This window comes from Streptomyces sp. NPDC002577 (genome assembly GCF_053594815.1).
The window spans coordinates 26,329-38,590 of sequence record NZ_JBSFWK010000010.1; the positions used below are offsets into that span (position 1 = coordinate 26,329).

General features: G+C 70.5%; 11 protein-coding genes. 4 read left to right on the top strand and 7 right to left on the bottom strand.

From position 1 onward, the window contains the following. Positions 1-82 precede the first annotated feature (82 nt). The 5 genes from ACWD4J_RS16220 to ACWD4J_RS16240 form a co-directional block, all read right to left on the bottom strand. On the bottom strand, positions 83-1,021 hold the full coding sequence (locus tag ACWD4J_RS16220; protein WP_451396014.1) for a VOC family protein: 939 nt from the start codon (positions 1,019-1,021) through the stop codon (positions 83-85). Between the two features lie 14 nt (positions 1,022-1,035). Then, complete coding sequence (locus ACWD4J_RS16225; RefSeq protein WP_451396015.1) at positions 1,036-2,061, bottom strand: amidohydrolase family protein; 1,026 nt, start codon at positions 2,059-2,061, stop codon at positions 1,036-1,038. After that, positions 2,058-3,221 (bottom strand): FAD-dependent oxidoreductase, encoded by a 1,164-nt coding sequence (locus tag ACWD4J_RS16230; RefSeq protein WP_451396016.1) that lies wholly within the window; start codon positions 3,219-3,221, stop codon positions 2,058-2,060. The genes ACWD4J_RS16225 and ACWD4J_RS16230 overlap by 4 nt, the downstream gene beginning before the upstream one ends. A gap of 146 nt (positions 3,222-3,367) precedes the next feature. Next, complete coding sequence (locus ACWD4J_RS16235; RefSeq protein WP_451396017.1) at positions 3,368-4,339, bottom strand: cyclase family protein; 972 nt, start codon at positions 4,337-4,339, stop codon at positions 3,368-3,370. Beyond that, positions 4,336-5,319, bottom strand: a complete 984-nt coding sequence (locus tag ACWD4J_RS16240) for a fumarylacetoacetate hydrolase family protein (RefSeq protein ID WP_451396018.1) — start codon at positions 5,317-5,319, stop codon at positions 4,336-4,338. The genes ACWD4J_RS16235 and ACWD4J_RS16240 overlap by 4 nt, the downstream gene beginning before the upstream one ends. 120 nt (positions 5,320-5,439) lie before the next feature. Here ACWD4J_RS16240 and ACWD4J_RS16245 point away from each other — a divergent pair, with 120 nt between their 5' ends. Then, positions 5,440-6,417 (top strand): LysR family transcriptional regulator, encoded by a 978-nt coding sequence (locus tag ACWD4J_RS16245; protein WP_451396019.1) that lies wholly within the window; start codon positions 5,440-5,442, stop codon positions 6,415-6,417. A 99-nt stretch (positions 6,418-6,516) separates the two neighbouring features. On the opposite strand, the gene ACWD4J_RS16250 is transcribed toward ACWD4J_RS16245, so the two are convergent. Continuing rightward, positions 6,517-7,788 carry an MFS transporter gene (locus ACWD4J_RS16250; RefSeq protein ID WP_451396020.1) on the bottom strand — a complete coding sequence of 424 codons (1,272 nt, stop codon included), beginning with the start codon at positions 7,786-7,788 and terminating at the stop codon, positions 6,517-6,519. Between the two features lie 312 nt (positions 7,789-8,100). Between ACWD4J_RS16250 and ACWD4J_RS16255 the strand changes: the two genes are divergently transcribed. The 3 genes from ACWD4J_RS16255 to ACWD4J_RS16265 all read left to right on the top strand — a co-directional run bounded on the left by ACWD4J_RS16255 (position 8,101) and on the right by ACWD4J_RS16265 (position 11,192). Next, positions 8,101-8,607 (top strand): MarR family winged helix-turn-helix transcriptional regulator, encoded by a 507-nt coding sequence (locus ACWD4J_RS16255; RefSeq protein WP_451396021.1) that lies wholly within the window; start codon positions 8,101-8,103, stop codon positions 8,605-8,607. Between the two features lie 266 nt (positions 8,608-8,873). After that, a complete protein-coding gene (locus ACWD4J_RS16260) occupies positions 8,874-10,766 on the top strand; it encodes a sensor histidine kinase (RefSeq protein WP_451396022.1) in 1,893 nt (630 codons plus the stop codon). Between the two features lie 9 nt (positions 10,767-10,775). Continuing rightward, positions 10,776-11,192: a roadblock/LC7 domain-containing protein gene (locus ACWD4J_RS16265; RefSeq protein ID WP_451396023.1), complete on the top strand. Its 417-nt coding sequence runs from the start codon at positions 10,776-10,778 to the stop codon at positions 11,190-11,192. On the opposite strand, the gene ACWD4J_RS16270 is transcribed toward ACWD4J_RS16265, so the two are convergent. Continuing rightward, entirely contained in the window at positions 11,182-12,240 is a 1,059-nt protein-coding gene (locus ACWD4J_RS16270; RefSeq protein ID WP_451396024.1) for an Lrp/AsnC family transcriptional regulator, read from the bottom strand. The genes ACWD4J_RS16265 and ACWD4J_RS16270 overlap by 11 nt on opposite strands. Between the last annotated feature and the right edge of the window lie 22 nt (positions 12,241-12,262).

The following is a 12,262-nucleotide window of genomic DNA, read 5'->3' on the forward strand; positions in this document are numbered from 1 at the left end:
GAGGCCCGGGAGCGCGGCGGGCACCAGGGCGACAGGGGATCGCCGCGCCCCCGGGTGTCTGGGGATCTTGCCGGTCAGGCGGTCACACCGGCGGGGCCACGAAGCAGCCGCGGTCGGGGTCGTTGAAGGACTCCTTGGCGACCAGTTCGTTCATCGGGTTGGCGGTGCCCCACTGGTCGGTGACCTCGGGCTTGGAGAAGTCGTAGACGTGGGGGTGCCAGGTGTCCTCGTCGAGGACCTCCAGCTCGGTGGTGTACTCGACGGTGTTGCCGTGCGGGTCGAGGAAGTACGTGAAGGTGTTGTCGCCCGCCATGTGCCGGCCCGGGCCCCAGACCTTCTTGAAGCCGGCCCGCATCACGCGGCCGGAGCCGCGCATGTACTCGTCCAGGCCGCGCATCTCGAAGGAGACGTGGTGCAGGGAGGTGTGCGGGCCCTTGGCGATGGCCATGGAGTGGTGCTGGTTGCTGATCCGCATGAAGTGCATGACCTCGCCCATGTGCGGCGAGCTGAGCGTGTCGGAGAGGCGGAAGCCGAGGTGCTGCTCGTACCACTCCCGGGTCCGGTCCAGATCGGGGGAGTTGAGCACCACGTGCGACAGCTTGACCGGGATCGACTCCTTCTCCTCGATCTTGCGGTGCTGCCGGACCTCGACGTCCGCGGAGACCTCGATGGTGCGGCCGTCGACGTCGAAGAAGCGGAAGCCGTAGCCGCCGCCGGGGGTGTCCACCTTGCCCGGCTGGGAGACCAACTGGACGCCTCCGGCGAGGAGTCGCTCGGCGAGCGTGTCCACGTCGGCCGCGCTCGCGGCCCCGTACGAGACCAGGTCGAGGCGCTTCTCGTCGGCCTTGCGCAGACGGACGACGTACTGCTCGGGGGAGCCCTCGGCGGCCAGGAAGGAGATGCCGGAGTCCTCGGCGACCTTGGTCAGGCCCCAGACGCCGGCGTAGAAGTCGAGCTGCTTGTCGTAGTCGGGCACGGCGAGGTCGACGTGCCGCAGATGGGTGAGCAGGCGGTTGCTCATGGGGGTGTTCCTCCTCAGGCGAGGTCGAGCAGGGCGGCGGCGCTTCCGCCGCGCACGGCGTGGAAGTCGGTGTCAGGCAGGTCCGCTGCGCGCAGCGCGCCCAGGGGGTCCTCGGTGCCCATGTCGAAGGGGAAGTCGGAGCCGAGCAGGACCCGGTCCGGCCCGGCGGCCCGGAGCAGCTCCCGCAGTACGCGGGGATCGTGGACGAGAGAGTCGAAGTACAGCTGCTTCAGATAGCTGCTGGGCTCCCGTGAGCAGCCGTGGGCGTCGGGACGGACCCGCCAGGCGTGGTCGGAGCGGCCGATGTGGGTGGGCAGGTAGCCGCCGCCGTGCGCCGCGATCAGCTTCAGGCCCGGATGGCGGTCCAGGACGCCGGAGAAGATCAGGTGGGAGAGGGCGACGGCGTTCTCGGTGGGCTGGCCGACGGTGTTGGACAGGTACCACTGGTCCAGGCGCTCGTCGAGCGTGCAGCCGAACGGATGCAGGAAGACCAGGGCGCCGGTCTCCTCCGCGCGTGCCCAGAAGGGCGCGAGCCGCGGGTCGGAGAGCTCCACCTCCCGGCTCCCGCCCGGGCCGGGGGCGTGCGAGGAGATCTCCACGCCCTTCAGTCCCTGGTCCAGCGCGTGGTCGAGCAGCGCCACCGCGAGCTCGGGGTGCTGGAGCGGGATCAGGCCCAGGCCGTGCAGCCGGTCGGGGGCCTTCGCGCAGTGCGCGGCGGTGCCCTCGTTGGCCAGCCGGCAGACCTGCTCGGCCAGTTGGGGCTCGGCCCAGTAGTGGTAGTGCGAAGGGGACGGGCTGACCAGCTGGATGTCCACGCCCTGCGCGTCCATGGCGGCCAGGCGCACGGCGGCGTCCGTTAGCTTCTGCACGCGGGCGCCGACCATAGGGCCGCTCACCGTCAGGGCCGCCGGGCCGTTGCGGCGGGCGTCGAGGTTACGGGCCTCGGCGAGGCCCGCCTGACCGGCGACGGCCTCCTCGACCTCCGGCAGCAGGAGATGGGCGTGGACGTCGATCGTCGGTATCGACACGGGCTCGGTCACGGGAGTTCCTTCAGCGCGCTCATGGTGCGGCCCATCAGTCCGGGCACATCCGCGTCGCGCACCCCGTCGAGCAGCCACTGGCCGAGCTGGACGGAGGCGTCGACGACCATGCGCACCCGGGGCAGCCGTCGGGCGTGGTAGTCGGTGAGGAGCTGGTCGTCCCAGTCGGCGCGGCTGGTCAGCAGCTCGGCGAGGACATGGACGTCCTCCAGGGACATCGCGGCGCCCTGGGCGAGGGTGGGCGGGCAGGCGTGGGCGGCGTCGCCGACGAGCACGACCCGGCCGCGGTGCCACGGGCCCTGAACCAGGTGCCGGTCGAAGCGGGTGTAGTTCACGGCCTTCGGGTCGGTGAACGCGGTGCGGATCTCCCCCCACGCGCCGCCGTAGCCCTCGCTGAGCGCCTGCATCTCGTCGGCATACGTGTCCGGGTCGAGCGAGGCCCTGTCGCGGAGCCGTTCGACGAGGTAGGCGTAGATGGTCCCCTCGCTGGTGGGGCAGTACCCGGCGATGAAACAGCGGCCGCCGTAGATCATCTCGGTGCGGCGGACACCGGCCGGGCGGGGCGCGGGGGCGCGCCAGATGCCCATGCCGGTGGGTCCGGGTTTGTCGGTGATGCCGATCATCTCGCGGGTGGCGGAGTGCAGGCCGTCGGCGCCGACCACCAGGTCGTAGCGGCGGCTTGTGCCGTCGGAGAAGGTGACGTCGACGCCCTCGCCGTCCTGCTCGAACGCGGTGGCCGTGGTGGCGAGGCGGACGTCGGCGCCCGAGGCGCGCACCTGGTCGATGAGGAGCTGTTGGAGCCTGGGACGCTGCATGCCGATGTGGGCGGGCAGGTCCTCGCCGCCGAGGCGGAATTCGTCGTGGGCGTGCAGCACGGTGCCGTCGGGGGCGAGTATGGCGACGGAGTCGACGGAGTATCCGTCTTTCTCGATGCCCTGCAGGACTCCCACCTCGCGCAGCACGCGCAGGGCGTTGCCCTGAAGCGTGATGCCGGAGCCGGCGGCGGCCTTCCAGTCGGGGCTCGCCTCGACGAGGTCGACGGCGATCCCGGCCCGGCGCAACAGGACGGTCAGGGCGTTTCCGGAGGTGCCTCCGCCGATGACGAGGACGACGGGGGTACCCCCGGCCGGAGGCTGGGGGAGGGCGAGGCTGTCAGTCATGTCGGGGATGTCTCCCGGGGTCGGGCCGCGCGGCTTCGGGCGGCGGGGGTGCTGGGCGCTCCGCTGTGAGTGCGGTAGAGAATCTGCGGGCCGTCTTTGGCTGGTCGCGCAGTTCCCCGCGCCCCTTTGGGGCGCGACTGTGCGGGCTACTTGACCGCGATCGGGTTGACTGGTGAGCCGACGGCCCCGGTGATGGGGAGAGGAGCGGCCGTCAGCCAGAACTCGTACACGCCGTCCGCCGCGCAGTCCGCGGCGAGTTCCTCGAGGTCCCACATCTCGCCGATCAGCAGGCCGACGTTGGGGATGACGACCTGGTGCAGCGGCTGGAAGGCGTTCTCGAACTCGTTCGGCCGGACCTCGAAACCCCAGGTGTCGGTCGCGATCGCGGCGATCTCGGTGCGGTGCAGCCAGCCGGCGGTGGTGAACGACAACCCCGGCGCCGGCCCTCCGGCGTAGTCGCCCCAGCCCTCGCGGCGGGCCCGGGCCAGCTGCCCGGTCCGTACGACGACGATGTCCCCCCGGCCGACGCTCACTCCGTGGGCCTCCGCGGTCGCGGTCAGGTGCTCCTCGGTGATCGCGAAACCGTCCGGCAGTTCCGGATCGCCGTCGTCGTCACCGATGACCCGGGCGACGTCCAGCAGCACCCCGCGCCCGGCCACGTACGGGGCCATGTGCTCGATGCCGGTGACGAGGTCGCCGTCGGAGGTGACGACCTTCTCGGCCGCGCGCCCGTTCCAGGCCTTGCCGTGGTCGAAGATGTGCCCGAGTCCGTCCCACTGCGTGGAGCACTGCAGCGGCATCGCGATGACGTCGTCCGCGCCGCCGATGCCGTGCGGGAAGCCCTGGTTGCCGAGGGCCGCGTCGGTGCCGGTGTCGAGCATGGTGTGCACCGGGTTGGTGCGCCGGCGCCAGCCCTTCTGCGGGCCGTTCATGTCGAACCGCTGCGAGAGCGAGAAGCTGACACCCCGGCGGACCAGTGCGGCTCCCTCGCGGCGCTTGGCCTCGTCGAGGAAGTTCAGCGTGCCGAGCACGTCGTCCTCGCCCCAGCGGCCCCAGTTGGAGTACGCCTTGGCGGCCTCGGCGATCGCGTCCTCGGGGTCGCGGCGGTCCGGGCTCATGCCGTTCCCTCCGCCGCACAGCGGGTGCGCTGCACGCCGAGACCGGTGATGGATCCCTCCATGACGTCGCCGTCGCGCAGCAGCCGTCCCCAGTGGATGCCGTTGCCGGCCGGACTGCCGGTCAGCACCAGGTCGCCGGGGAGGAGTTGAGAGGTCTGGGAGGCGTACGACACCAGCCGTGCCACGCCGAAGAGCATGTCCTTGGTGGACTCGTCCTGCATGGTCTCGCCGTTGAGCTTCAGTGTGACCTGCAGGTCGCCGGGGTCGGCGATCGACTCGGCCGGGACGAGCCACGGGCCGAGCGGGGTGAAGCCGGGGGCGTTCTTGCAGCGCAGCCAGTCGGTGCCGATGGCCGGCATGTCGCGGCGGAAGACGGTCGCGCGGTCGGTGAGGTCGTTGGCGATCGTGTACCCGGCGACGTGCTTCAGGGCCTCCTCGACGGATACCCGGTAGGCCGGTTTGGCGATGACGGCCGCCAACTCCAGCTCCCAGTCCGGCTTTGCGGCCCAGGAGGGCAGTACGACGTCGTCGTACGGGCCGGCGATGGTGCTGGGCAGGCCGATGAAGACGTAGGGCAGGTCCTCGGCGGCCCGCTTGTCCATGATGGCGGCGATCTCCGCGCGTGCCTCCTCGACGGTGCGCGGGTCGTCGGGGGAGCGGTGGGCGACCTCGAGGTCGATCACGTGCTGCCGGTAGTTGGCACCGGACTGGAAGATCTGGCGGGGCTCCAGCGGGGCGTGCACACGCAGGCCCTCCAGCGGCTGCCAGTCGAGGGCGTCGTCCTCCGCCAGGGCGCGCAGGACGGGGAGGGTCTCCTCCCACCGCTCCACCACGGCACGCACGCCGGACGGTGCCCAGTCCAGGGCTGTGCTCAGATCGAGTACGCGGTCCTTGGCCAGGAGGCCGGGGAACGGCTCCCCGTCCTGAGCGGAGAACGTGCCGAGCGCGAACGGGCCGGCAGGTTGCACGAGCGTTGCCATCAGATTTCCTCCTGCTGGGTTGCGGACTACTCTGGCCCCGATCCGTGAATCACGGAAATCAATCCTGTGGATGCGCCTAATCCATGACATGGATGGCTCTTGCTTGCTAGGTGGTGCCCGGTGAACCTGTCCCGACTCGACCTCAATCTGGTCGTCGCCCTGCGTGCCCTGCTGGAGGAGCGCAACGTGACCCGGGCCGGCGAGCGCATCGGACTGAGCCAGCCCGCGATGAGTGCGGCATTGGCCCGGCTGCGCCGACATTTCGGTGACGAATTGCTCGCCCGGACCGGGAACTCGTACGAGCTGACTCCGCTCGGGGTTGCTCTGCGCGACCGCAGCGTCACCGCATGTGACCTTCTGGAGCGCGTCTTCTCCAGCCAGGCCGACTTCGACCCGGCCGCCGAGACACGCGAGTTCACCCTGCTCGCCTCCGACTACGGAGCCGCCGTGTTCGGCGCCGCGCTCGCCCGTGCCCTGCATCAAGAGGCGCCCGGCATCCGGCTCACCTTCCAGCACCCGGCACCCTCCGTCGTGGAGAACACCGCCACCGTGCTGAGCACCGTCGACGGGCTGCTGATGCCGCACGGCGTCATCGACGGCTTCCCCGCCGTCGACCTCCACCAGGACCGTTGGCTGTGCCTGGTCGCCGACGACAATCCGGAGGTCGGCGACGAACTCACCCTCGACCAGCTGTCGCGCCTGCCCTGGGCCGTCTACCAGCGCCCCTACGACGCCCCGGCCGCCCGCCAGCTCAGCATGCTCGGCATCAGCCCCCGCGTTGAGGTCTCCGTGCAGACCTTCCAGTTGCTGCCCCACATGGTCGAGGGCACCCGCCGGGTCGCGATGCTCCAGGAGCGCCTGGCACGCAGAGCGGTCCGCTCCGCCGCGGTGCGCGTCCTGCCCTGCCCCTTCGAGGCCGTACCGGTCCAGGAGGCGATGTGGTGGCACCCGGTGCACACCCAGGACGCGGCACACATCTGGCTGCGGCAGATGGCCGCGGAGGTGGGCGCGACACTGATGGGCAACGGCACGGGCAACGGCCGGGAACAGGCCGTCTCGGGCGAGCAGGGCGCGGGTTCGTCACCGGGGCGGCACTGATCCCGGCCAGGCCGTCTCTGATTCCGGCCAGGCAGCAGCCCGCCCCCACGGGGTGACGTGGGGACGGGCTCGAGGGGCCTCCGGCGGAGGGCTTCCGCGTCAGGCCAGCTGCTCGGGCAACGGACGGGGGTCGACGGCGCCCGCGCGGCGGCGGGCCGCCAGCAGTCCCCCCGAGACGAGGGCGGCGGCCAGCCCCAGCACGCCCACCGCGCCGGCGAGGCTGCCGACCGCCGACTCGCCGGCGAGCAGGACGAGCGGGCAGACGAACTCGCCGCCGAAGAAGGCCGCCATCCAAAGACCCGTGCCGCGGCCGCGGTCCTCGAAGGCCAGTCGGGACATGGCGCTTGTGAGCAGGGCGGGCAGCAGCATGCCCGTGCCCACGCAGTTGATCACCGCTCCGACGACCAGCAGCGGGGCGTTGCCCGCGAGGAACATCACCGCGAAACCGACCGCACAGACAGCGAGAACGGCGGGCAGCATCGGGTCGGGGGAACGCTTCAGCCGGGCGAAGGTGATCGCTCCGCCCACGGTGGCGGCGCTCGCGACCGCGGTGGCCAGACCGATCACACCGGAGTTCTTCACCCCGAGGTCGTCGAGCAGGTACGACATCTCCACCGGGACGGTGTAGAAGACCATCGCCCCGAAGAAAGTGAGGGCGCAGATGCCCGCCAACTGCCGCCAGGGGAACGAACGGCGCGGCTCCGACTCCGCCTCGGCCGGGGCCTCGTCGGTGGTCGCGCGGGCCGCCGGGCTGGGCAGTGCGGAGGTCATCAGCGGGGCGAGCACCAGGCTCACGGCGTAGACCCAGAAGGGCACGCGCCAGCCCGCCGACCCGGCGGCGCCGCCGAGCACGAAGAAGACGGTGGCCGACGCGGAGGCGCACATGGTCTGCAGGGCGAGGTACTTCACCCGCCGCTGACCGGTGTAGTAGTCACCGATCAGAGTGGTGCAGCACGTCATGATCGCGGCCTCGGTGACACCGACCAGCGCGCGGCTGGCGATGATGGCGCCGAGGGACTGCAGCCAGAGCGGTGCCGTGCCGAACACGGCGTACAGGAGCGTCGCCACGACCAGCAGGCGCTTGCGGCCCAGCCGGTCCACGATCACCCCGGCGAACGGGGCAAGCAGCGCCAGCGCCAGCGCCGGAACGGTCAGCGCCAGCGGAACCAGCGCCTTGGCGCCGGGGACCGATGCGAAGTGGTCCTGCATCTTCGGCAGCACCGGGGCGATCAGCACCGCCCCCAGGATCGGCAGACAGCTGCCTGCCATCAGCAGGGTCACACGCAGCAGATGGGCCGGGCCCGAGACGGCGACGGGTGACGGAGCGGCGTCATCCACCGCCGTGGGGGACGGGGGCACGGAACCGGGCATGGCGACTCCAGATGGATGGTGTTACGGGAGCGGGCATGCCTTTCACGGGCGCCTACGGCGCACGGCATGCTGAGGACGGGGGCCGCACGTCGGCGGCTGGTCCGGACAGCGGCGTGCGGGTAGGGACGACTATGGGCGGTCGAGGTCCCCGCCGCCATCCTCCGCGCGATCCGAATCCCGTATCCGGGTCATCCATGCCGTGGATGTGCATGCCGTGGATGGGCTTCGCCGGCGCCTTCCGGCATGGCTTCCGGCATGGAGTGGACAAGCGCTCGTTTGAAGTTTCAAATCACCAGTCGATAGAGTGTGATCATGACCACTTCGCCACGCTGGCTCGACAGCGAGGAGCGGCGGGCCTGGCTGGCCTACATCGACTTCTCCACGCTGCTGGCCGACCATCTCAACCGGCAGCTCCGCAGGGACGCGGGGGTGACGCATGCGGACTACAGCCTGTTGGCCTACCTCTCCGCAGCCCCCGACAACACGCTGACCATGTCCGAGCTGGCCGAGCACCTGAAGATCACCCGCAGTCGGCTCACGCATGCCGTGAACCGCCTCCAGCAGGCCGGTTACGTGGACCGCCGCGAGGACCCTGGCAACCGCCGCAATCAGCTCGCCATCCTCACCGCGCAGGGGCAGCAACTCCTGGACCGGGCGGCCCCAGGTCACGTCGAGGCGGTACGCCGTGCCGTATTCGACGTGCTGACCCCTGAACAGGTGCGCCAGTTCGCGGAGATCGGCGAGGCGATCAGCGCCGCACTGCAGGGCGCGGACGGTGCCGGGGGCGACCGGGAGGTGCTGCCCTGGCGGCGACGGTAGGGGTGACGCCCGGAACGACTCCTCCCATGTGAGCCGAAGGCCGACGCCACTATCCATCGGGTGGATGAGCACGATCCACGACTTCGATGGTGCAAGTACTGGGCAATGAGAGCGGATTCACCCATAGTCGGGGCAGATCATGGCGCCTTGGGCGCAGAGGGCCTGGCGGCATGAAGGGGAGGAAGCCGCAGATGTTGTCCTTTGTCAGGGGCAGCTCAGCGCAGTCCATACGCAATGCGCTGAGCTGGCGTACCATCCGCGGGCGCATGGCGGTCATCCTCGCCGTACCCACATGCCTGCTGCTGGTGTTGGTCGGGACAGCCGTCGCCAACCAGCTCCAGGCGTACCAGGATGCCCGCGACACCAAGGCGCAGATCGATGTGACCCTGCGCATCCAGGGGCTGGTGCACCACCTGCAGCAGGAACGCACCTACACCAACGGCCTGATCGCCGGCGACAAGGGTTTCCGCCCGCAGGTCGCCGACAGCCGCGAGAAGGTCGACGCCTTCCGCCGTCAGCTTCGTGACGAGCCGGTCGTGGCCGTGGCGATGAAGCGCCTCGGCCAACTGGCCTCGGTCCGTGCCGCCGCGGACTCCGGCTCTGCCGATCGGAAGAAGACCCACGCGTACTACACCGGCGTCATCAGCATGCTCAACGGCGCGGACCCCACCGAGGACAAGGCCGCGCGCGGCGACCGGCCGTTGCGCGACGACCTGGCCGCGCTGGAGGCCCTCGGCGAGGCGAAGGAGGCCGGGAGCCAGGAAGGCAGCCTGCTCAGCGGCGTTCTCGCTGCGGGTTCATTCCGGGGAACGAACTACCTGGACTTCGTGGAGGCGCGGGCGACCCGTATCTCGGCCATGGCCCGCTTCTTCAGGATCGCCACCCCCTCCCAGCGCGATGACGTCATGAAGATGTTCTCCTCGCCGGTGACCAGACGCCTCGACACCATCGAGAACGCGGCACTCAAAGCTTCCGACGGGTCGAGGATCGACGGCGGCGCCTCAGAGTTCACCAACGACGTGATCCGCGCCGACAGCACCGTGTACGAAGCGCAGCGCAGGGTCGACGCCGACGCACAGGCCCGCGCCAAGGATCTCAGCGACGAGGCCGCTGCCGCCCTGGCCGGCTACCTCGCCCTCGGCATGCTGGTGGTCGCCGCCCTCGTCGCGGCGGCTCTCCTCGCCGGCCGCTCCATCACCAGCCCCCTCGACGCACTCGCCCGCGAGGCCGATGACGTCGCCCAGCACCGCCTGCCCGATGCCGTGGCGCGCGTCCAGGCCGGCGAACTCGTCCCGGACGAAGACGGAAAGCAACTGCACAGCGGCGCACAGGAGATCTCCCGTGTCGTCGGAGCTCTGCGCAACGTCGAGCGCACCGCCGTCGGCCTGGCAGCCGAACAAGCCGTGTTGCGCCGCAACACCGCCGAGTCCCTGGCCAGCCTCGGCCGCCGCAACCAGGGCCTCGTCCGCCGTCAGCTGACCCTCATCACCGCCCTCGAACAGCAGGAACTCGACCCCGACGCGCTCGCCGAACTCTTCGAACTCGACCACCTCGCCACCCGTATGCGCCGCAACGCCGAGAGCCTGCTCGTGCTGGTCGACGAACGCACTCCCCAGATCCGGAGCACAACGGCCACCAGTCTCGAACTCGTCCAGTCCGCCCTCGGAGAGGTCGAGCAGTACCGACGGGTCGCCATCGCCGAGATCGAGGCCCGCCGGATCAGCGGCCGCGCCGTCGCCGAACTCTCGCACCTGCTGGCCGAGCTCATCGAGAACGCCCTGACCTTCTCCCCGCCGGAACAGTTGGTGGACGTCTACGGCTGGGGAGAAGGCGACGAGTACAACATCGCCGTCGTCGACCACGGTGTCGGCCTGTCGCCCGACGACCTCGCCCGCGCCAACGCCCGCATCGCCGGGGAGGAAGCGTTTCTCGTCGCGCCCACCCGCTACCTCGGCCACTATGTCGTCGGCAGGCTCGCCCGCCGGCTCGGCGTGGAGGTTCTGCTCTCGGACACGCCGGGCGGGGGAGTGTCCGCTCTCGTCACCCTGCCTTCCCGGCTCCTCGCCCCGGCCGAAGCCCCGCCGCCGGACCCGCGCAAGTACGTATCCTCCATGCTCAACGGCTTCCGCGCGGGCGTCGCACGCGGCGAAGCCAGATAGGAGTCACCCGTGACCTCCGCACACCAGAACCTCGGATGGCTCGTCTCGGACTTCGTCCGCACCACCGACGGCGTCACCCGCGCGATCGCCGTCTCCTCCGACGGTCTGCTCATAGCCGCCTCCGACGGCCTCACCCGCGATCTCGCCGACCACCTGGCCGCCGTGGTGTCCGGCATCGCCTCCCTCTCCCAGAACGCCGCTGAGACGCACGGCTTCCGCGGTATGAAGCTCGTCATGATCGAAATGCTTGACGGCTTCATGATGGTCACCCACATGCGCGATGGTTCCTGCCTCGGCGTCCTTGCCGAGGAGGGCTGCGACATCGGCCTCATCGGGTACGAGATGGCCGTACTCGCGGACCGCGCCGGAGCACTTCTCACCCCTCAACTCATCGGTGAGATCCATCAGTCCCCGTTCACACGGTGACAGTACGGACCGGGTGGGCATCCCTTCCTCGTCCCAACACCTCCATGTTCGGAGCCACATGCCCGATGCTGCGCCCTTCGCCGCCCAGCAGCCGCCCCATCTGTTTGAAGGTGTGCAGGCAGGCGGCCCGGTCCACGACGGTGAGATGGCGGGAGCGTTCGCTGATCGCCGCCTCCAGGCGCGGCAGATCGCCGAGCGACCGCAACCATGCCATCAGCATCAGATTCCGCTGTCCCGCCAGACCGCAGCACAGCCGGACATCCGGCAGTGCGGCCAGCGTCCGCGCCGTGGACTCCAGGTGTCCCGGCGGCACGCTCGCCCAGAGCACCGCGGTGTACGGCCACCCCGAGATGGACTGCGCCATCTCGCAGCGGAGTCGCAGCAGCCGGTTCGCCAGTAGACGCTTCACGCGGCGGCGCGCCGTGGGCTCGCTGATCCCGGCGCGGTCGGCCAGCACGGCGTAGGACATGCGGCCGTCCTCGTGCAGCAGCTGGTACAGCTCCTGGTCGATGGCGTCCACTCGCACGGCGCCCGAGGTCGCGGACCGGGTGTCGGCCGACTCCAGCGCTCGCTGCTGCGATGGTTCGAGGCTGCGCAGCCGCCACCGGCTCGGCTCGCTGTAGCCCACGGTCCGCATTTCCGTACGGTACGCCCGGACACCGGGCAGCCGGCCGACCGTGTGGCGCAGGTAGGCGGACATCTCCGCGGGTGTCCGCAGGGCGATGGTGACCAGCAGCCCGTACGGCCCGGTGATGTGGTGGACGTAGCGGACGGGAGGCTCGGCGCTCAGTGCTGTGGCGACGTCGTCGAGTTGCGCGGGGTCGCACTCGATCTCGAGGTAGGCCATGCAGAACTCGCTGTGCAGCGCCGGGCCGACCACACAGGTCACCCACGCCAGTCCGGTATCGCTCAGCCGCTCCCAGCGGCGCGCGACTGTCACCGGGTCGAGTTCGAGGGCGCGTCCCAGCTGGACCCAGGACGCGCGCGGGGTGACCTGGAGCGCGTTGATCAGCTCCAGGTCCTTTTCATCGACGGAATCCTGCGGCATGCCCCTCTCTATCACGCGCCTG

Excerpts from the sequence above, each read along its gene's own strand:
- ACWD4J_RS16220 (WP_451396014.1), bottom strand. The coding sequence starts at position 1,021 with ATGAGCAACCGCCTGCTCACCCATCTGCGGCACGTCGACCTCGCCGTG.
- ACWD4J_RS16230 (WP_451396016.1), bottom strand. The coding sequence starts at position 3,221 with ATGACTGACAGCCTCGCCCTCCCCCAGCCTCCGGCCGGGGGTACCCCC.
- ACWD4J_RS16235 (WP_451396017.1), bottom strand. The coding sequence starts at position 4,339 with ATGAGCCCGGACCGCCGCGACCCCGAGGACGCGATCGCCGAGGCCGCC.
- ACWD4J_RS16240 (WP_451396018.1), bottom strand. The coding sequence starts at position 5,319 with ATGGCAACGCTCGTGCAACCTGCCGGCCCGTTCGCGCTCGGCACGTTC.
- ACWD4J_RS16250 (WP_451396020.1), bottom strand. The coding sequence starts at position 7,788 with ATGCCCGGTTCCGTGCCCCCGTCCCCCACGGCGGTGGATGACGCCGCT.
- ACWD4J_RS16255 (WP_451396021.1), top strand. The coding sequence starts at position 8,101 with ATGACCACTTCGCCACGCTGGCTCGACAGCGAGGAGCGGCGGGCCTGG.
- ACWD4J_RS16260 (WP_451396022.1), top strand. The coding sequence starts at position 8,874 with ATGGCGGTCATCCTCGCCGTACCCACATGCCTGCTGCTGGTGTTGGTC.
- ACWD4J_RS16270 (WP_451396024.1), bottom strand. The coding sequence starts at position 12,240 with ATGCCGCAGGATTCCGTCGATGAAAAGGACCTGGAGCTGATCAACGCG.